Genomic DNA, 19,250 nt, shown 5'->3' with positions numbered 1-19,250 from the left:
CCGCACACCCATCGACGCGGACATACGGCCTGGCGGCAGCCACTTATAATGCTTGTCTTCCCCCAGCCGTGCCCCATCTTCAGGACCGACCATGACCGACACCACCCGCAAACAGGCTGCGCCCTGCGGCGCCTGGACTTCCCCGATCACCGCCGCCACTGTCGCGGCCGGCGCCACGCCGCTGTCGCAAGTGCTCTCGGATGGCGGCGAAGTCTACTGGCTGGCGGGCCGCGCCAGCGAGGGCGGCCGCAACACGCTGATGCGCCTGCGCGACGGCCGGACCGAGGAACTGACGCCGGCGCCGTTCAACGTGCGCACCCGCGTGCACGAGTACGGCGGCGGCGCCACCCTCGTCGCGGACAGCCACATCTGGTTCTCGAACTTCGCCGACAACCGCATCTACCGCATCGACCGGCACGGTGCCGACGAGCCCGTCCCCGTCAGCGAAGGCGGCGACAAGCGCTGGGCCGACTTCGTGCTGGATCGCGCGCATCGGCGCCTCGTCGGCGTACGCGAAGACCATTCGGCGGGCGGCACCTACCCCGTCAATACGCTGTGCGCGCTGGGCGCGGACGGCACGGAGACGGTCCTCGTCGACGGCAACGACTTTTATTCGTCGCCGCGCATCTCGCCGGACGGCCGGCACATCGCCTGGCTCTGCTGGGACAACCCGCACATGCCGTGGCAGGGCACGGAACTGTGGCTGGCCGAGATCGGCGCCGACGGCACCTTGCTGGACGGGCGCCTCGTCGCGGGCGGCGCGGAAGAAGCCATCGTCCAGCCGGAATGGTCGCCGGACGGCACCTTGCATTTCGTGTCCGACCGCAGCGGCTGGTGGAACCTGTACCGCTACACGCATGGCGTCGTGCACCCCGTGTGCCGGCGCGCGGCGGAATTCGGCGGTCCGCACTGGACCTTCGGGAACAGCATGTACGGCTTCCGCTCCGCCACGGAAATCGTCTGCACGTACATCGAGGATGGCGTCAGCCGCCTCGCGCGCATCGACACGGGCTGCGGCAAGCTGGCCGCGATCGAGACGCCGTACCAGGAAATCCGCGAGCTGCGCGTGGCCGGCGACACCGTCGCGCTGCTGGGCGGCGCGCCCACGCTGGCCGCCGAAGTCGCGCAGATCGACCTGGACACGGGCCAGCGCGACGTGCTGGCGCGCTCGATCGAGCAGTTGCCCGACGTGGGCTACTTGTCCGTCCCGGAGAGCATCCGCTATCCGAGCGAGAACGGACGGGTGGCCTACGCGTTCTACTACCCGCCCACGAACAAGGACTACGCGCCGCAGCCAGGCGAGCTGCCGCCGCTGATGGTGATCGGCCACGGCGGCCCGACGGGCATGGCCGCCAGCACCTTGAAGCTGGCCACGCAGTTCTGGACGAGCCGCGGCATCGCCGTGCTGGACGTGAACTACGGCGGCAGCTCCGGCTTCGGCCGCGCCTACCGCGACCTGCTGAAAGGCCAGTGGGGCGTGATCGACGTCGAGGATTGCGTCGCCGGCGCGCAGCACCTCGTCGACCGGGACCTCGTCGACCGCGAGCGCCTCGTGATCCGCGGCGGCAGCGCGGGCGGCCTGACCACGTTGTGCGCCCTCGCCTTCCACGACGTGTTCAAGGCCGGCGCCAGTTATTACGGCGTGTCCGACCTGAAGGGCCTGGACGCCGACTCGCACAAGTTCGAATCGCATTACAACGAATACCTGATCGCGCCGAAGGCCAGCGCCGACCGCGTCTACGCCGAGCGCTCGCCGATCAACCACACGGACAAGCTGCACCGGCCGATGATCTTCTTCCAGGGCCTGGACGACAAGGTCGTGCCGCCGCCGCAGTCGGAAGTGATGGTGTGCGCCCTGCGCGCGCGCGGCGTGCCCGTCGCCTACGTCACGCTGGACGGCGAAGGCCACGGATTCCGCAAGGCCGACAGCATCGTGCGCACGCTGGAAGCGGAGCTGTATTTCTACCTGCGCGTGTTCGGCATTCCCGTCCCGACCAGCTTGCCCGCCGTCGAGATCGAGAACCTTCCTGCATGAGTGAGGTGTTGCACGCGGTCGTCGATGGGTGCAGCGAACAGCAGAAGCTGATCCTCGCGCTGCTGGCGCTGGCCGGCGAGCCGATGGGCCGGCGCCGCATCCACGACCACCTGGCGCCGCTGGAAGCAAGCACCAACGAGGAAGACCTGGCCGACCCGCTGGCGCGCCTGCACGCCGATGGCCTGGTCGGCGAACTGCCGTCGCGCGGCTACACGATCGCGGCCGACGTGGCCTGGCCCGCGATCCGGTGGGCGCTGCGTGCGCGCCGCTTCAACGAATTGCGCGAGGTGGTCCAGCAGGTGACGCCGCTGCGCGTCGACTGGCAAGGCACGCCCATGCTGCGCAGCTACCGCCAGGGCGTCGCGCTGCTGCGCTTTGCCCTGCTGGCCGGCGAAGGCCCGAAGACGATCGCGCCGCTGCTTGCCGCCTGCCTGCGCTGCCACGAGGCCGCGTACCTGCATCCACTCGTCGACATCTGCGCGCGGCCGTTCGAGCCGGACCTGATGGAACGCATCAACGGCCTCGTACGCGACGACGTGCTCGCGGTGCTCGTGAACCACGTGCAGCGCGAACCGGCCAGCGCGCCGGCGATCCGCGCGTATGCCGAGGAACACGCCGCGCAGGGCGGTGCATCGATGGCGCTGCGCACGGCGCTGGCCGAACATCTGATCTTGTGCGGCCGGCTCGACGCCGCGGCCGACCTGCTCGTGGACCTCGACGAATCCGCGACGCTGTATTACCGCAGCGTGCTGCAACTGCTGCGCGGCGATACGGAACCCGCGCTGGCCGGCTTCGACAAGGCGTTGAAGGCGCTGCGGCGCGAGACGGGCAAGCGCAAGGCCGTCTTCGAAGGCATCGGCGGCCATCTGTACGTGACCGCCCTACTGCGCAGCGACGATCCGAAGCACGCGAAAGCGGCGGAGGCCTACCTGGACAGCGCCACGCGCGCCGTGCAAAGCCACGACACGGCCGTGTACCAGCAGTTGTCGATGCTGCGCCAGATCCGCGGCGGCACGGTCGATGCCGACGTGCTCCCGTCGCGCAACTGGGAGACGTCGCTGCAGCCCGTGATGTTCCGCGCGCTGCTACACTGGTGGCTCGGCATGCCGCAGTTGACGGACAAGACCGCGATGCTGGAACAGCAGTTCGACGTGGCGAGGAGTGCCGGCTTCGACTTCATCGCGGCGCAGATCGCGTCCGTGCTGGGCCAACTGGGGATGGTGGGGCTCGACAAGCAGGCGATCGCGCTGCGCCAGCAGCACCGCTTCGTCGACCTCGCGCTGTGGTTCGAGCGCGAGCAGCCGTGGGAGCGCCAGCTGAACGCCCTCATCAACCTGCAGCCGGCGGTCAACGTGGAAGTGGTGAAGGAATCGCGCCTCGCGTGGCTCGTCGCGTGGGACGCGCACCTGGGCATCCGCGCGCTCGAGCCGCGCGAACAGAAGCGCGACGTGCAGGGCGGCTGGACGCGCGGCCGGCCCCTTGGCCTGAAGCGCCTCGCGGAAGACGCGGCGGAGCTGGACTTCCTCACCGCGCAGGACGTACAGGTGGCGAGCAGCATCGGCGCATTCCGCTACTACAGCGGCACCGGGACGCGCTACGAATTCGACCTGGACAAGGCCGTGGCCGCGCTGGTCGGCCATCCGCTGCTGTTCTGGATGGATTCGCCCGGCACGCGCGTCGAACTGCTGCCGGGCGAACCGCAGCTCGTCGTGCGCGCGGGCGGCGGCAAGGTCATGATCACGCTCGTGCCGAAGCTAGCGGAGCAGCAGGGCGACGTCGTCGTCACGAAGGAGACGCCGACGCGCCTGCGCATCGTGCGCGTGAAGGACGAGCATCGGCGCATCGGCGCGATCGTCGGCGACGGGCTGGAAGTGCCGCTGGAAGCGGAGATGCGCGTGCTGCAGGCGATCAGCGCCATCTCGTCGATCGTCACCGTGCAATCCGACATCGGCGGCAGCGCGGCCGACATCGAGCAGGTGACGGCCGACATGCGCCTGCACGTGAACCTGCTGCCGTACCAGCAGGGCTTGCGCATCCAGGTGATGGTGCGGCCGCTGCCCGATACGGGGCCGTATTTCCGCCCGGGCGACGGCGCGGAAAGCGTCATCGCCGACGTGGCCGGCGTGCGCACGGAAGCGCGGCGCAGCCTGAACGGCGAACGCGAGGCGGAGCGCCAGCTGCTGGCCGACCTGCCCGCGCTGGAGCACGCGGAAGACGAGCATGGCGAATGGCTGCTCGCGGCGCCCATCCACTGCCTGGAACTCGTCGTCCAGCTGCAGGAACTGGATGCCGCCAAGGTCGTCGTCGCCTGGCCCGAGGGCGAATCGTTCCGCGTGACGAAGAAGATCACGTCGAAGTCCGTGCGCCTGCAGATCCGGCGCGACAAGGACTGGTTCGCCGCCAACGGCGAAGTGCAGGTCGACGAGAACAAGGTGATGGACTTGCGCGAGCTGCTCGCGCGCGTGCGCGAGGACCGCTTCATCGCGCTGGGCGACAACCAGTTCCTCGCGCTCACGCACGAACTGCATCGCCGCCTGGTGGATTTGTCGGCCTACAGCGACGCCGACAAGGAGGCGCTGCGCTTCCATCCGCTCGCCAGCTTCGCGCTGGAAGAGATGGCGCTGGAAGCGGGCGGCGTCGATGCGGACAAGGCATGGCGCGCACATCTGAAACACATGCAGGAGAACGCGGAATTCCGGCCGCAGTTGCCCGGCACCTTGCAGGCGGAGCTGCGCGATTACCAGGTCGAAGGCTTCGAATGGCTGTCGCGCCTTGCGCACTGGGGCGTCGGCGCCTGCCTCGCGGACGACATGGGGCTCGGCAAGACGTTGCAGGCGCTCGCGCTGATCCTGTCGCGCGCACCGGGCGGGCCCACGCTGGTTGTCGCGCCGACGTCCGTCGCGACGAACTGGCTGGCGGAAGCGGAGCGCTTCGCGCCGACGTTGAACGTGCGATTGTTCGGCCCCGGCGACCGTGCCGCGATGCTGAAGGAAGCGGGGCCGTTCGACGTGATCGTCGCCAGCTACGGCTTGCTGCAGCTGGAGTCTTCCCTGTTCGACGGCATCCGCTGGCACACGATCGTGCTGGACGAGGCGCAGGCCATCAAGAACGCGTACACGCGCCGCTCGGCGGCCGTGATGGCGCTGCAAGGCGATTTCAGGATGGTCGCCACGGGCACGCCGCTGGAGAACCACCTGGGCGAGTTGTGGAACCTGTTCCGCTTCATCAATCCGGGCCTGCTCGGAACCGCCGACCAGTTCCAGCTGCGCTTCGCCGGTCCGATCGAAAAGGCCTCCGATAAACGCGCGGAACTGGCGGCACGCGCGCGGCTGCGCCGGCTCACGCAGCCGTTCATCCTGCGCAGGACGAAGGCGCAGGTCCTGTCCGAGCTCCCGCCGCGCACGGAGATCGTGCTGCCCGTGCAGTTGTCGGAAGAAGAGACGGCGCTGTACGAATCGCTGCGGCGCGAAGCTTTGGAACGCATCGCGTCGTTGGAAGCGCCGCAGTCGCAGAAGCAGATCCAGATCCTCGCGGAGATGATGAAGCTGCGCCGCGCCTGCTGCAATCCGGTGCTCGTGGCGCCCGACAGCGGCATCCGCAGCAGCAAACTGGAGACGTTCGCCCGCCTCGCCGACGAGCTGCTGGAGAACCGCCACAAGGCGCTCGTGTTCAGCCAGTTCGTCGACCACCTCACGCTGATCCGCAAGCATCTCGATGAACGCGGCATCCGCTACCAATACCTCGACGGATCGACGCCGATGCAGGAACGGAAGCGCCGCGTGGACGCATTCCAGGCCGGCGACGGCGACCTGTTCCTCATTTCGCTGAAGGCGGGCGGCGTCGGCATCAACCTCACGGCGGCCGACTACGTGATCCACATGGACCCGTGGTGGAACCCCGCGGTGGAAGACCAGGCCAGCGACCGGGCGCACCGCATGGGACAGCAGCGGCCCGTCACGATCTACCGGCTGGTGGCGCGCCACACGATCGAGGAAGGCATCGTCGACCTGCACCGCCACAAGCGCGACCTGGCCGACAGCCTGCTGGAAGGGACGGACATGGCGGCACGCATGTCGCCGGCGGACATGCTGGCGATGCTGCAGGCCGGCCTGTCCGGCGGCGCGGAACCGCGGGCGCCATCGGTCGCGGAGTGGCGATCCGAGTGACGATCCGACTGACGATGAGCGCCGTTGCGGGGACGTTGACGGCGGTTCGCGGCGCCGGAACGTTCGTGACGTATTGTTTCAAATGCCCGCAAGCAGGCCGAATGATGCTAATCTGGCGCCCCCCATCTGGCCCCTCATTCACCCAGGCAGATAGAACATGATGAAATCGAAAATCGCGCTGGCCGTCCTGCTGGCCAGCGTCGCGCTGGCGCCGGCGAGTGCGCGTACCAAGCCGCACCACAAGGCCGCCCACACGTCGTCGTCGAAAAGCAAAGGCAAGACCAAGGCCACCGAAAAGCCCGTGCAAAAGGCCGCCGCGCCCGTCACCGCCAGCACCCCGCAGAACCGCAACGACCGCTTCATGGACTCGCTGTCCATGCAATTCCTCACCGCGCTGTGGCGCATCGCTCCGGAAGACGGCATCAGCGTCGGCAAGTTCGACGCGGCCGCCAAGCTGACGATTCCCGACGCCGCCTCGCGCGCGAAGAAGCTCGCCTTCATCGACGAATGGCTCGACAAGTTCGGCAAGCTGAACGCCGACAAGCTGTCGCCGAACCAGCGCACGGACCTGGCCGTCCTGCTGAACAAGCTGAAATACGAACGGTGGCAGTTGACGACGTTCCGCGAGTTCGAGTGGAACCCGGCCGAGTACAACGTGGCGCAGCCGCTCGACCTGATCCTGAATACGGAATACGCCGCGAAGGCGCAGCGCCTGCGCACGATCCTGAAGCGCCTGGCCGACGTGCCGGCCTACTACCAGGCCGCGCAAGCGTCCCTCGTCAACCCGACGCACGAGCACACGCAGCTCGCGATCCAGCAGGCGCCGGGCACGCTCGTCGTGCTGGCGGATCTCGGCAAGGCAGCGCAGGAATCGATCCTGTCGACGCAGGAAAAGGCGATCTTCGCCGTGCGCATCGCAAACGCCGGCACGGCGGTGCTGGGCTGGGTCGACTTCCTGACGGACCTCGACAAATCGCAGACGCAGATGCAGCGCGCCCGCTCGTTCCGCATCGGGAAGGACTTGTACGAACAAAAATTCGCCTTCGAGATCCAGTCGTCCAACACGGGCGAGCAAACGTACCGGAAGGCCCTGGCCGCGCGCGACGAACTCCTGACCCGCATGGACGGCCTCGCCGACCAGCTGTGGGACAAGACGGTGGGCGCCGGTACGGCGAAGCCTACCGACCGGTATAAAAAGATCGGCATGGTGATCGACAAGCTCTCGCTGCAGCACACGACGCCGGCGAACTTCCTGCCCGAGATCCGCCGCCAGATCCCGCAATTGCAGGACTGGGTCGTGTCGCACAACCTCGTGACGATCGACCCGAGCAAACCGCTCGTCGTGCGCGAGACGCCGCTGTACCAGCGCGGCGTCGCGGGCGCCAGCATCGACGCGCCGGGTCCGTACCGGCCGAAGGACAAGACCTATTACAACGTGACGCCGCTGGACGGCCTCACACAAGAACAGGCCGAGAGCAGCCTGCGCGAGTACAACAACTGGATGCTGCAAATCCTGAATATCCACGAGGCGATCCCTGGCCACTACACGCAGCTGATGAACGCGAACCGCTCGCCATCGCTGGTGAAAGCGTTGTTCGGCAACGGCGCGATGGTCGAAGGCTGGGCCGTGTACGGCGAGCGCATGATGCTGGAATCGGGCTATGGCGACAACGCGCCGGAGTTGTGGCTCATGTGGTGCAAGTGGAACCTGCGCAGCGTGTCGAACACGATCCTCGACTACAGCGTGCACGTGCTGGGCATGACGCGCGAGCAGGCGCTGGACCTATTGGTGCGCCAGGCCTTCCAGACCCCGCAGGAAGCGGCCGACAAGTGGCGGCGCGCGCAGCTGTCGTCCGTGCAGCTCTCCAGCTATTTCAGCGGCTACAGCGACATCATGGAATTGCGCGAACGCCGCAAGCAGCAGCTGGGCGACCGCTTCGACCTGAAGCAGTTCCACGACCAGTTCCTGAGCTACGGGAACGCGCCGGTGAAGATCATCGGCCAGCTGATGCAGTAACACGTGAAACGCACGACGATCGTCGCGGCGTTCGCGGGCCTCGCCGTTCTCGCCGGCGGGGCCGCGCTGTACGTCTTCAACGCCCGCCAGAACGCCACGCCGGGCCGCGCCTTCTGGTTGCCCGCCGAGCCACCGACGCAGGCCGCGTGGCGCGCGCGCGTGACGCCGCTCGCGGGCCGCTTCGGCGATCCGTTCGGGACCGTCGTCGACGCCCACGGCAACGTGTTCGTGGCGGACGGCGGCGATTGCAGCTGCATCCGCCGCATCGGGCCCGATGGCGGCATGACCACCTTCGCCGGCGGCCATGCGGGATTCGCGGATGGCCTCGGCGCGGCCGCGGCGTTCGACACGCCATCGGCCCTGGCCATCGACCGCCTCGGTAATCTCTACGTCGCCGACACCCGCAACAACGCGATCCGCAAAGTGGCGCCTGACGGTGCCGTGACGACGCTGGCGGGCGGCGGCGACGCCGGCTACGTCGATGCGGTCGGCCGCGCCGCGCGCTTCGACGGGCCGGTCGGCGTGGCCGTCGACCACGCGGGCATCGTCTACGTCGCCGACACCTACAACGACCGCATCCGCCGCCTCGGCAAGGACGGCGCGGTGACGACGGTGGCCGGCAGCGGCGCGCCCGACGACATCGACGGCACGGGCAGCACGGCCGCATTCGACACGCCGAGCGGCATCGCCGTCGACAAGCACGGCGTGCTGTTCGTCGCCGACACGGGCAACGACGCGATCCGGCGCATCGACAAGACCGGCGCCGTGACGACGTTCGCGCGCGCGCCCGAGGACGAACGGCACCCGCTGCTGCACCGCCCCGTCGCGCTGGCGCTGACGCACGACGGCTATGTGTATGCGAGCGGCGCGGGTGGACGCATCCTGCAGTTCGATCCGGGCGGGCAGTATCATGCGCTGCCGGACGCCGACCGTCCCGCGGGCAGCAGCTTTGCGAGCGACGGCAGCGTGCGGCTGTACGCGCCGCGCGGCATCGCGGTGCGGCGCGACGGTACGCTCGTGGCGACGGATGGCCGCGCGCTGCGGGTGTTCGCACTGGCGCCACCTCGCCCCGGCACGCCGGCGCCATCCGACATGCCGCCGGCGCTGCCGACGACGACACCCCTGCCCTGGCCGGTGGCGCCGCAACAGGAAGTGCACGAAGTCGTGGGCGTGATGGGCGAAGTGCGCGGCAGCTACGACGGGGAAAACCGCGACCACTTCCACGGGGGCCTGGACATCCGGGCCGATGTGGGCGCGCGCGTGCTCGCGATCCTGCCTGCGACCGTCAGCGACCCTTATCCGAACTGGGCATTCGGCGAGCTGGGCGAAGGCATGAGCATCGGCCCGCTCGCGTACATCCACATGCGCGTGGGCCGCGACGCATCGGGCAAGGCGCTCGACCCGCGCTTCCAGCTGCTGCGCGGCGCGAACGGCAAGCCGGAACGCGTGCGCGTACGGCGCGGCGCCCGCTTCGCCGTCGGCGACGCGCTCGGCACCATCAACCCGATGGCGCACGTGCACATGGAGTACTACCCCGGCGGCGTGGCCGTCAATCCGCTGACGCTGCCGTTCGTCGGCCTGCGCGACACGGTGCCGCCCCGCATCGAGAGCATCGCCTTGTACGACGCCAGCGGCCAGCGTCTGCCGGGCAAGAAGGGCCGGCGCGTGCACGTGGCGCGCACGCTCGGGACCGTCGCCATCGTCGCTGCCGGCTACGACCAGGTCGACGGCAACCTGGCGCGGCGCCGCCTCGGCCTGTACAAAGTGGGGTACCAGCTGCTGCATGCGGACGGCAGCCCGGTCGCGGGATTCGAGGCGCCGCGCATCACGCAAGTCTACGACCGCCTGCCGCGCGAGCGCGAAGCGGTGAAGCTGCTGTACGCGGAGCGCAGCGGCATCACGGTCTACGGCAGCAAGTCCACCGTGTTTGCCTATGCCGTCAACAACACGCTGAAGGATGGCGTGGCGTTGCCCGGGTCGTGGCGCGTGGATGGGCTGGTGCCGGGGGATTATCTGCTGCGCATCTACGCTGCGGATTTTGCGGGACAGGTGGCGCTGGACGGGCGGGATCTGGCGGTTACGGTCGAATAAAGGTCTCGCTGGCTAAGGCCGATTCAAGGACCTGTTCTCGCCGACGGGCACTTATAGGATCAAAACGGCCGCGTTATTGCAGCATGCGTTATCTCTGCTGGGTCTCCCGCCACCGTTCGCGACATTGTGTGACTATTGTGGCTCAGCAGGATGCTATGCTCGGTTGAACGGCTGGATGCGGCCAGAAGCAAAAGCGGTCGATTTGTCGCTATAACCAATCCATTGAGGAGCAGTGAATGCTGAACTGGTCAGCGCTGCCATTAAAACAACGATTACTTGGCGTGATGCTGGCGTTGATTTTTTTGCTGGGCGCCCTCGCAGAGCTTGACCGCGCGAGTTCCCTTCGGGACTTAGTCGGTGTGGCGGGGTTGTCGATGATCGGAGCCGGTGCCATTTTAAATCCTTCCTATTACAAAGCTGGTCGAAGCAGACTATCCGACTTCCCACGCCTCTGCATTTGGTTGACTTTCGGCGGCGGTATGCTCTGCATAATTTCGACAACGTTCCTGCACAATTAGCTCGTCTTATCAGGCTGCTCATCCATAAAAAATAAACGGTGACTTCCCTATATGCCGCGTGCACGTCTCTGGTTGATCGGACTACTCCTCTGCCTGCATGGATGCGGCGCCGTGCTCATCGTGCCCGCAATCGCGACCACACAGGAATTGATGCGAGATCGAAAAGGGCAGTTCGAACGCGGGCATTCTGCGCGCGTTGGAAGTTACCTGCATGTGGCCTGCGATTTTTCTATCTCCCCGGGCAGATACGAAGCGTGCGGCCATCTCGTGGCAGTGCGCGACCTGCAAGGTTTGAAGGAATATGTGTTCGAGGTCGTCCCGCCAGGGTGCTCTTATTCCTTTGTGGTCGACTCACGTGAGCAGATCGTCGAGTGGCGTTACGTCAGCAAGCCGTCGGAATGTTGGAAGTTCTATCTTCCACCGACTTGACGCTGAATTGACTCCTCCCGAGCAGGCAGCCCATCGGCGCAGCGTTCCATGCCAGCCGGGATAGTCCGGCGGCGGACTACTCCAGCGCCGCGGCGCTCATCGCGAGAAAATGCGCGCGGCCGTTCGGCCCGCGCAGGTCGGCTGCGATTTTCCCCTTCTCCAGCACGATGATGCGGTCGGCCGCAAGAATCGTCTCGCGCCGGTGCGCCACGACGATGCGCGTCATCGGCAGTTGCGCGACCGCGATGTTGACGGAACGTTCGCGCGCCAGGTCCAGGTGGCTGGTGGCCTCATCCAGCAGCAGCAGGCCGGGCTCGCGGTACAGCGCCCGCGCGATCAGGACACGCTGCTTCTGGCCGCCAGACAGCACGGTCCCCATGTCGCCGATCAGCGTGTGAAAACCCATCGGCATCGCGCGCACGTCATCCAGCACGGCCGCCTTGCGCGCGCAGGCTTCGATGCGCTCCTGGTCGGGCGCGTCGGCAAAAAAGCTGATGTTGTCGGCGATGGAACCGGCGAACAACTGGTCGTCCTGCAGCACGACGCCGATCAGCGCCCGGTAACGGCCGGCCGCGCCGGGCGCCAGCGGGCGCCCGTCGACGACGATCTCGCCCGCGGTCGGTTCGAGCAGGCTGGCCAGCAGGCGCAGCAACGTTGTCTTGCCGCAGCCGGACGGGCCGACGATCGCCACCGATTCGCCCGGCCCGATGTCCAGGTCGATCCCGTCCAGGATCCACGGATCGCTGGCACCGTAGCGGAAACGCAGGCCGCGCAGTGCGATGGCCAGCGGCCCGCCGCATTGCGGCCCGGTGTGCGGCGCGTCGTCCGGTTCCGCCGGTGTCAGCGCGATGTCGGCGAGGCGCTCGGCGTGCAGGCGCAACATGCACAGGTCGAGCGCCTTGTCGATCAGGGCGCTGATCCGGGACAGGAACTGGTCCTTGTAGCTGATGAAGGCCAGCAGCATCCCGACGGAGAACTCGTTGGCCAGCGCGCGTTCGGCACCCAGCCAGATCACCAGCACGCCGACCACGCCGATCAGCCCCCCGTTTACGGCGCGGAACATCACGCCCAGCCGCTGCGTCGTCACCTGCCGGTTCACCGTCTGCACGAGCAGGTTGACCCAGTGCGTCTGGCGCGATGCCTGCGCGTTGAACAGCTTGATGGTCTTCATGCCGCGCAAGGTTTCCAGGAAGTGGCTGTCGCGCCGCGCGCCCCAGACGATGGACTCGGCCTGGGCATTGCGCAGGGACGAGTACGACAGCGCGCGCACGAGCGCGTACAGCAGGCCGCCCGCCAGCACGATGCCGGCCAGGCCCGGGGCGTAGCACAGCATCGCGGCCAGCGTCACCGCCGACATCAGGCCGTCCAGCATGATCTCCACGAGGTCCGTGGTGAGCGCCTGCAGGATGGTTTCCTGGGCGCCGAAGCGTGACATGACGTCGCCCAGGTGGCGACTCTCGAAGTAGCGGGCCGGCAGCCGAACGAGGTGCCCGAACAGGCCGCCCCGTCCCGCCACCTTGATCGTGCTGGAGATCGCGATCAGGGTAATGCCGCGCATCGCGTTGATCGCCACGCGCAGCATCAGCATGAACAGCAGCGCGCAGGCGAGCGTGAGCAGCAGGTCGTGGTCGGCGCTCACCAGCGCTTCGTCGACGATCCACTGCATGAAGAACGGTGTCGTGACGCCCAGCGTCTCGATGGCCAGCGCCATCGCCGCCAGCAGCAGCAGCGAGCGCTTGACACCGACGATGCGGCCGAACAGCGCGCGCACGCGCAGGCGCGGCTCCGGGTCGGGCGGCACGAACGGCCGGGCCGGGCTCAGTTCCAGCGCGACGCCCGTGAAATGGCGCTGCGCCTCGGCGCGCGACAGGCGGCGCACGCCGAAGGCGGGGTCGTGGATCACGACGGCGCCCGCGCCCGCGCGCTTGAGCACGACGAAGTGGCTCAGGTCCCAGTGCAGGATGCAGGGCGTGGACAACAGCGGCAGCTCGTCCGGCTCCAGGCGCAGCGGGCGTGCGGCGAAGCCGATATGGCCGGCGATCTCGACGAGGTCCTTGAGCGACGCGCCGCGCAGCGACAGGCCGAAACGGCGTCGCAACGCCGACAGGCCGGTGTCGCCGCCGTGCCAGCACGCGACCATCGCGAGGCACGCCAGGCCGCATTCGGCCGCCTCGGTCTGCAGGATCAGGGGCAGGCGCGTGCCCAGCATGGCGCCGTAGTCGGTCTGTGTCATCGGTGCCAGCTCCCGGTCAGCGTGAACAAGGGGTCGAGTACCCATTCGTACAAGCGGCGGCGGTCGAGCAGGATGTCGGCGTCGAGCTGCATGCCGGGCTGCAGCGGCACCGCCTTGCCGTAGGCCGTCACGTCCTGGCGCTCGAGGTCGACGACGATCCGGTACAGTGGCTCGGCGCCCCCTCCCGATGCGGTGCCGGACGCGAACCCGGGCGGCAGTTCGGACGGCTCGATCACGCTGCGCGACACGCTCGCGATGGTGCCGCGATAGTGGCCGAACTTCTGGTACGGGTAGGCCCGATAGCGCAGCAGGACGCCCTGCCCCGCACGCACGAAGCCGACCGCGCGGCTGGGCGCATACAGGTGCGCCTGGAGGCGCGCGCCCTGCGGCACGATCGACAGCAGCGGTATCTCGGGATGCGCGGCGGCCCCTGGCGTGGCGTGGATCGCGGTCACGGTGCCGGCCTGCGGTGCCGGAATCGTCAGGGCGCGCCTCGCCTCGGTTTCGGCCAGGTCGCGCGCTGTCGCGGCCAGGCCGCGCTTGACCGTCTCCTCCTGCGCCGCCATGCGCACCGGGATGTCCTTCAATTCGCCCTCGAGGGCGGCACGCTCGCGCCCCAGGGTGATCAGGTTGCGCTCCAGCGTCTGGCCGCGCGCGGTCTGTTCGACCGTATCTTCGGCCGCGCCGCGCACCTGCTGTTCGAGCACGAAGCCGATCTTCTGCAAGTCGCGCAGCCGCGTCTCCCATTGGCGCGCCATTTCGGTCCGCGTCTTCTGCAGTGCGATTTCCTGCTCCATGCCGTGCTCCTCCTGGCGCACGGCCGCCACGCGCCCGGCCAGGTTGGCGCGCTGCTGGCGCAGCAACTGGTCGCTGCGCTGCCCTTCCGCGCTCAGGCTGTCGCGCTGGGCCTCGAGTTCGCGCGCCACGCGCGCCTGCGTGTCGCCCAGGGCCGCGCTGCGTTCCTCGGCCGACAGCCCCACCAGCGGCTGACCCTGCGCGACCGTGTCGCCCTCGCGCACGAAGACGCGGGTCGCCACTGCCGCACGCGGCGCGAACACGCGCACCATGCCCTGTGCCGGCATGAGCCAGCCGGATACGCGCGCCTTGCTCGTGTAGCTGGCCAGGCACAGCGCACTGACGATGGCGGCCACCGTCAGCGCCGCGAGGGCGGCGAACCCGACGTGCATCGGGCGCGGCTTGAGCAGGACGGTGCCCAGCCACTGCGTCTGCCGTTCCTGCAACAACTGGGGCCGGAACAGCGGCAGCGCCGCGTCGTCGTCCCGGCCGTACCCGCCCCCCGAGCCGTCCATCATGCTTCCATGAAGTAGTCGCGCACTTCGTAACTGAGTTCGATGACGCGCACCATGCGCTTGATCGGCACCTGTTTGCAGACGCGCGGCTCAAGGAAATCCTTGAGCAAGGGCGGGCGCGGCGCGTTGAAGAAGTAGCCGGGATCGTTGGCGACGACCGGCTTGGCGACGATGTCGAGCTCGTCGCGCGAGCCGACGGTCTGCACGACGCACGGCGCATAGCGCACGCCCAGCGCGAGCAGCGCGCAAGCGCGGTGGTAGCCGTTGTGCAGCAGCAGGCGCCCGCTGTCGGCGTCGCATACGGCATTCATGAAATTGCAGCTGAATCCGACGACCAGGCCGAGCGCGCCGGCGATCGCGCCGAACGCCTCGTGACCGCTCAGCTGGTCCTCGCGCAGCATCACCGATTCGTGGAAGCGGAAATCGGTGGACGGCGAGCGGAATTGATAGCGCTTCGATCCCATCGTGCGGATCTCGACCGGGCTCGTGCCCGCGTCCAGCGGCAGGCAGCAGTGGAATAACGTGACGGGGTCGGGGTCCGGCCCGAGGCGCGCGCGGATGCCGTCGACGAACGTCTGCGTGACGTGGTTCTGGCAGACGACCAGGCGGGCCAGGTCGACCATCCGGACACTGGTCGGCAGGCTGTCGAACGTGCGCGTGTAGCGCGGGCTCGCCAGCACTTGTTCGACCAGCGGCTCGAGCGCGGGGTCGAGCGGCGGGCACGCAGGGTGGTCGGCGCTGCCGGCCTCGCTGCGCTCCAGTTCCTCGTAGACCAGCTCGGCAGCCGTCCATTCGCGCACGAGATCGGGACGCGCGCCGTTCAGGCCGGGCACACCGACGTCACCGACGAAATCGAGGTATTTGCGCATGGGCGCTTGGCCGAGCAGCCAGGCTTCGTGGTGCGGCGCTTGCTCCAGCGAGGCGATGGCGGCAGCGGGGGCGGATTCTCGTTTCATGGTGGGACTCCTGCTCGAGTGAACACACAACGTGCGGACCGGCGCCGGGAGCGTCGCTGACGACCGTCCCGGCGCACGCCGCGTTCGTACCGGCCTGTTCAGGCCGGACGGGCGAACCGGATCAGCAGCCGCAGCCGCCACCGCCACCGCCGCTGTGGCTGTGATTGTGGCTGTGGCTGTGATTGTGGCTGTGGCTATGGTTATGGCTGTGGCTGTGATTGTGGCTGTGGCTGTGTTTGTGGCCGCTGCCGCCGCTGCCACCGCTGCCACCGCCGCCCGAGTTACAGCCGCCGTAGACGTGTTGCAGTTCGTTGCTCTTCAGTTTGCGCATGATGTTCTCCATGATGAAAACCGGGCAAGACGCCCCCGGGTATCGGCCGCAGCCGGTACCCGGGAATCCATGCTAGGCGGCTCGCGGACCCGCAGTTTGAAACGGGGCAAATCCAACCCTGGCGTTAGCTCAATGGAGTCGCAAATTTACGTTGAGAAATATCATTGCAAATAGGAATTAAACCGCGGGCAACCCGTGTGCCGACATGTCGCTGCCCCTGGTCGGGCTGGGCCTGACCGGCCTGGCACTGTCGCGCCGCAAGCGCAAGGGCTGATCGCAGCACGTAAAAAAAGAAAAAGGGGCCGCTGGCCCCTTTTCTTATTGGACAGCCGGTAATCTGAACCGGCCGCCGAAGCGCTCAGGCGTGCTCTTCCGGCGCCTGCGACACGCGCACGAAGATCGGCGCCATGATGAGGCCCAGCTCGAACAGCAGGCACATCGGAATCGCCAGCGCCAGCTGGCTGACGGCGTCCGGCGGCGTGACGACGGCGGCGATCACGAACGCGCCGACGATGGCGTACGGGCGGATCGAGCGCAGCTTCTCGACGCTGACGATGCCCATCCGCACGAGGATCACGACGACCACGGGCACCTCGAACGTGGCGCCGAACGCGAGGCACATCGACATCACGAAATCGAGGTAATTCTCGATGTCGGGCATCACGGCGATGGAATTCGGCGAGAAGTTGCCGATGAAATGGAACACGCGGCCGAACACGAAGAAATAGCAGAACGCCACGCCCGCGATGAACAGGACCGACGACGAGATCACGAGCGGCAGCACGAGCCGTTTTTCGTGCGCGTACAGCCCGGGCGCGACGAACGCCCAGACCTGATAGAACACCCACGGCAGCGCGACGATGAAGGCGATCAGCAGGGTGATCTTCATCGGCACGAGGAAAGGCGACACAACGCCCGTGGCGATCATCTTGGAGCCTGCCGGCAGCGCCGCGAGCATCGGGGCGGCGAGGAAATCGTAGATGCGCGCCGGGCCCGGCCACACCATGAGCACGATGCATGCGAGGACGATGCCGTACGTCGCCTTGATCAGGCGGTCGCGCAGCTCGACCAGGTGGGAGATGAAGGTTTCTTCGCCCGCGGATTCTTCAGTCATGTGGCGCAAGGGTGTGGCGCCCGGGGGCGACCATCATCAGAAAAATTTGGTAGTGGAAGTGGCGCCGGGACGGAACTTGCGCACGCGCGCGGCGCCCGACAGCACGTGCTGGCGCGTGCCCTGGCGGTTCTTGAACCACGCCGGCACGTTCGACGTCTTCGCCAGTTTCTTGCGGCGGAAGTCGCGCGCCTTGCGCTCGATGTCGTCCGTGGATGCCGTCGTGGGCATGACGGCCGTGTCGCCGCGCCAGGCGGATTCGACCTCGTTCATGTGCCCCGACACCGTGTTCTCGACATCGGACTTGAACGTCTCGACCTCGGACTTGAAGCTTTGCGCGCTGTCCTGGATGTCCTTGTGCAGATTGCGCAATTCTTCCATCTCGATCTCGCGCGAGACCTCGGATTTCACCTCGTGCAGGTAGCGCTGGGCGCGGCCGTACAGCGTGCCGGCCATGCGCGCCACCTTAGGCAATTTCTCGGGGCCAATCACGACCAGCGCCACCGCGCCGATGATGGCGAGTTTGGTAAGACCGAGGTCGATCATGCGGGGTCAGCGGCGGGCTTAGTGACGGGTCTTTTCGCGCGCGTCGACGTCGATGGTCGACTTGTCGGCCACCTGTTGGGGCGGCTGCACGGTGGACTGGCTGCCCGGGGCCTTGTCTTCCTCGCCCTTCACGCCATCCTTGAAACCCTTGACGGCCTTGCCCAGGTCCGAGCCTGCATTGCGCAGCTTGCCCGTACCGAACACGACCACCACCACGACCAGCACGATCAGCCAGTGCCAGATACTCATCGAACCCATTGTATTCTCCTTGCCGGGCGCTAACCCGATCAGCGTAAGCCAAAGCCACGCCAGTATAAGCCATGCAGGACGAGAATGCCCTCTTTCCTTTGGGGAATTACGTACCGAGCCCGCGCCACGGGCGCGGGCCGCCGTACACGTGCAGGTGCAGGTGGTACACCTCCTGCCCGCCGTCCGGCCCGACGTTGAACAGCGTCTTGTAGCCGCCGCTGCGCTGGCCGTCCGGACCGGTCTTCACGGCAATGCCGTGCTCCGACGCCAGCTTCGGCGCCAGCGCCAGCATCTTGCCGAGGATTTCCGTGTGGTCGTCCGTGCAATCGGACAGCGTGGCCACGTGCTGCTTCGGGATCACGAGCAAGTGCACGGGCGCAGCCGGATTGATGTCCTTGAACGCGAGCAGCTCGTCGTCCTCGTAGACCACGCTGGCCGGGATCTGCTTGGCGGCAATCTTGCAGAAGATGCAGTTATCCATGTCTACTCTCCAGGTCTCAGTCTTTGGGGCGCGACGCTTTTTCTTCGATGCCGGAAATGCCTTCGCGCCGCGCCAGTTCGTCGAGCACCTGCTGCGGCGTGAGGCCGAACTGTGCCAGCAGGACGATCGAATGGAACCACAGGTCGGCCGTTTCGTACAGCAGCTTGGAGGCGTCCGCGCCGGCGCGCACGTCCTTGGCGGCCATCACGGTCTCGACGGCTTCCTCGCCGATCTTTTTCAGGATGGCGTCGTCGCCCTTGGCGAACAGCTTGGCCACGTACGAGGCGGCAGGATCGCCGCCGTTGGCCGGCTTGCGGGATTCGATGACGGCCGCGAGGCGTTCCAGTTGCGTGCTCATTATTTTTTCTTCGGGTTCGTATAAATCGTGTCCGGGTCCTGCAGGACGGGTTCGACGCTGTGCCAGTCGCCGTCGCCGAACTTCTGGAAGAAGCAGGAATGGCGGCCCGTGTGGCAGGCGATGCCGCCGGCCTGCTCGACCTTCAGCAGCACGACGTCTTCATCGCAGTCGAGGCGGATTTCCAGCACTTTCTGCACGTGGCCGGACTCTTCGCCCTTGTGCCACAGCTTCTTGCGCGAGCGGCTCCAGTACACGGCCTCGCCCAGTTCCACGGTCTTCGCCAGGGCTTCGCGGTTCATCCACGCGAACATCAGGATGTCGCCGGAGCCCGCTTCCTGGGCGATCACCGGCACGAGGCCGTGCTCGTCCCACTGGATTTTCTTGAGCCAGGGCTGGGCAGGGATCATCGGAGGGGTGGT

The 19,250-nt window shown here is 67.4% G+C and carries 16 protein-coding genes; 6 read left to right on the top strand and 10 right to left on the bottom strand.

Annotated elements, in window-relative coordinates:
• Positions 1-91 precede the first annotated feature (91 nt).
• The 6 genes from HAV22_RS22255 (at position 92) to HAV22_RS22230 (ending at position 11,256) form a co-directional block, all read left to right on the top strand.
• Positions 92-2,035 carry a dipeptidyl-peptidase 5 gene (locus tag HAV22_RS22255; protein WP_166861957.1) on the top strand — a complete coding sequence of 648 codons (1,944 nt, stop codon included), beginning with the start codon at positions 92-94 and terminating at the stop codon, positions 2,033-2,035.
• A complete protein-coding gene (locus tag HAV22_RS22250; protein ID WP_166861956.1) occupies positions 2,032-6,201 on the top strand; it encodes a DEAD/DEAH box helicase in 4,170 nt (1,389 codons plus the stop codon). The genes HAV22_RS22255 and HAV22_RS22250 overlap by 4 nt, the downstream gene beginning before the upstream one ends.
• 157 nt (positions 6,202-6,358) lie before the next feature.
• A complete protein-coding gene (locus tag HAV22_RS22245) occupies positions 6,359-8,218 on the top strand; it encodes a DUF885 domain-containing protein (RefSeq protein WP_166861955.1) in 1,860 nt (619 codons plus the stop codon).
• 3 nt (positions 8,219-8,221) lie between these two features.
• Positions 8,222-10,309 (top strand): gluconolaconase, encoded by a 2,088-nt coding sequence (locus tag HAV22_RS22240; protein ID WP_166861954.1) that lies wholly within the window; start codon positions 8,222-8,224, stop codon positions 10,307-10,309.
• 236 nt (positions 10,310-10,545) lie between these two features.
• Positions 10,546-10,827, top strand: a complete 282-nt coding sequence (locus HAV22_RS22235; RefSeq protein ID WP_166861953.1) for a hypothetical protein — start codon at positions 10,546-10,548, stop codon at positions 10,825-10,827.
• Positions 10,828-10,938: 111 nt separating this feature from the next.
• On the top strand, positions 10,939-11,256 hold the full coding sequence (locus HAV22_RS22230; protein ID WP_166861952.1) for a hypothetical protein: 318 nt from the start codon (positions 10,939-10,941) through the stop codon (positions 11,254-11,256).
• A 76-nt stretch (positions 11,257-11,332) separates the two neighbouring features.
• Here the strand turns inward: HAV22_RS22230 and HAV22_RS22225 are convergent, their stop codons facing one another.
• The 10 genes from HAV22_RS22225 to hisI all read right to left on the bottom strand — a co-directional run bounded on the left by HAV22_RS22225 (position 11,333) and on the right by hisI (position 19,238).
• On the bottom strand, positions 11,333-13,489 hold the full coding sequence (locus HAV22_RS22225; protein ID WP_208296317.1) for a peptidase domain-containing ABC transporter: 2,157 nt from the start codon (positions 13,487-13,489) through the stop codon (positions 11,333-11,335).
• On the bottom strand, positions 13,486-14,799 hold the full coding sequence (locus tag HAV22_RS22220) for an HlyD family secretion protein (protein ID WP_208296316.1): 1,314 nt from the start codon (positions 14,797-14,799) through the stop codon (positions 13,486-13,488). Before HAV22_RS22220 ends, HAV22_RS22225 begins: the two co-directional genes overlap by 4 nt.
• The gene (locus HAV22_RS22215; RefSeq protein ID WP_166861950.1) at positions 14,799-15,755 is read right to left on the bottom strand and encodes a hypothetical protein; all 957 of its coding nucleotides are present in this window, start codon (positions 15,753-15,755) and stop codon (positions 14,799-14,801) included. The genes HAV22_RS22220 and HAV22_RS22215 overlap by 1 nt, the downstream gene beginning before the upstream one ends.
• 121 nt (positions 15,756-15,876) lie before the next feature.
• On the bottom strand, positions 15,877-16,086 hold the full coding sequence (locus HAV22_RS30890) for a hypothetical protein (RefSeq protein ID WP_208296315.1): 210 nt from the start codon (positions 16,084-16,086) through the stop codon (positions 15,877-15,879).
• A 358-nt stretch (positions 16,087-16,444) separates the two neighbouring features.
• The gene (gene tatC, locus HAV22_RS22205; protein ID WP_166861949.1) at positions 16,445-17,200 is read right to left on the bottom strand and encodes a twin-arginine translocase subunit TatC; all 756 of its coding nucleotides are present in this window, start codon (positions 17,198-17,200) and stop codon (positions 16,445-16,447) included.
• Positions 17,201-17,236: 36 nt separating this feature from the next.
• On the bottom strand, positions 17,237-17,743 hold the full coding sequence (gene tatB / locus HAV22_RS22200; RefSeq protein WP_166861948.1) for a Sec-independent protein translocase protein TatB: 507 nt from the start codon (positions 17,741-17,743) through the stop codon (positions 17,237-17,239).
• A gap of 18 nt (positions 17,744-17,761) precedes the next feature.
• Entirely contained in the window at positions 17,762-18,001 is a 240-nt protein-coding gene (gene tatA / locus HAV22_RS22195) for a Sec-independent protein translocase subunit TatA (protein ID WP_166861947.1), read from the bottom strand.
• A 97-nt stretch (positions 18,002-18,098) separates the two neighbouring features.
• A complete protein-coding gene (locus HAV22_RS22190; protein ID WP_166861946.1) occupies positions 18,099-18,473 on the bottom strand; it encodes a histidine triad nucleotide-binding protein in 375 nt (124 codons plus the stop codon).
• Positions 18,474-18,489: 16 nt separating this feature from the next.
• Positions 18,490-18,831 (bottom strand): phosphoribosyl-ATP diphosphatase, encoded by a 342-nt coding sequence (locus tag HAV22_RS22185; protein WP_091664832.1) that lies wholly within the window; start codon positions 18,829-18,831, stop codon positions 18,490-18,492.
• Positions 18,831-19,238 carry a phosphoribosyl-AMP cyclohydrolase gene (gene hisI, locus HAV22_RS22180; protein WP_166862018.1) on the bottom strand — a complete coding sequence of 136 codons (408 nt, stop codon included), beginning with the start codon at positions 19,236-19,238 and terminating at the stop codon, positions 18,831-18,833. Before hisI ends, HAV22_RS22185 begins: the two co-directional genes overlap by 1 nt.
• Between the last annotated feature and the right edge of the window lie 12 nt (positions 19,239-19,250).

The organism is Telluria antibiotica, assembly GCF_011682055.1.
In the GTDB taxonomy this organism is placed as follows: domain Bacteria; phylum Pseudomonadota; class Gammaproteobacteria; order Burkholderiales; family Burkholderiaceae_D; genus Telluria; species Telluria antibiotica.
Note: the sequence above shows the minus strand (reverse complement) of the source record. Positions and strands in the feature narration are given on the sequence as shown.

Excerpts from the sequence above, each read along its gene's own strand:
- HAV22_RS22255 (WP_166861957.1), top strand. The coding sequence starts at position 92 with ATGACCGACACCACCCGCAAACAGGCTGCGCCCTGCGGCGCCTGGACT.
- HAV22_RS22250 (WP_166861956.1), top strand. The coding sequence starts at position 2,032 with ATGAGTGAGGTGTTGCACGCGGTCGTCGATGGGTGCAGCGAACAGCAG.
- HAV22_RS22245 (WP_166861955.1), top strand. The coding sequence starts at position 6,359 with ATGATGAAATCGAAAATCGCGCTGGCCGTCCTGCTGGCCAGCGTCGCG.
- HAV22_RS22235 (WP_166861953.1), top strand. The coding sequence starts at position 10,546 with ATGCTGAACTGGTCAGCGCTGCCATTAAAACAACGATTACTTGGCGTG.
- HAV22_RS22225 (WP_208296317.1), bottom strand. The coding sequence starts at position 13,489 with ATGACACAGACCGACTACGGCGCCATGCTGGGCACGCGCCTGCCCCTG.
- HAV22_RS22220 (WP_208296316.1), bottom strand. The coding sequence starts at position 14,799 with ATGGACGGCTCGGGGGGCGGGTACGGCCGGGACGACGACGCGGCGCTG.
- HAV22_RS22215 (WP_166861950.1), bottom strand. The coding sequence starts at position 15,755 with ATGAAACGAGAATCCGCCCCCGCTGCCGCCATCGCCTCGCTGGAGCAA.
- HAV22_RS30890 (WP_208296315.1), bottom strand. The coding sequence starts at position 16,086 with ATGCGCAAACTGAAGAGCAACGAACTGCAACACGTCTACGGCGGCTGT.
- tatC (WP_166861949.1), bottom strand. The coding sequence starts at position 17,200 with ATGACTGAAGAATCCGCGGGCGAAGAAACCTTCATCTCCCACCTGGTC.
- tatB (WP_166861948.1), bottom strand. The coding sequence starts at position 17,743 with ATGATCGACCTCGGTCTTACCAAACTCGCCATCATCGGCGCGGTGGCG.
- tatA (WP_166861947.1), bottom strand. The coding sequence starts at position 18,001 with ATGGGTTCGATGAGTATCTGGCACTGGCTGATCGTGCTGGTCGTGGTG.
- HAV22_RS22190 (WP_166861946.1), bottom strand. The coding sequence starts at position 18,473 with ATGGATAACTGCATCTTCTGCAAGATTGCCGCCAAGCAGATCCCGGCC.
- HAV22_RS22185 (WP_091664832.1), bottom strand. The coding sequence starts at position 18,831 with ATGAGCACGCAACTGGAACGCCTCGCGGCCGTCATCGAATCCCGCAAG.
- hisI (WP_166862018.1), bottom strand. The coding sequence starts at position 19,238 with ATGATCCCTGCCCAGCCCTGGCTCAAGAAAATCCAGTGGGACGAGCAC.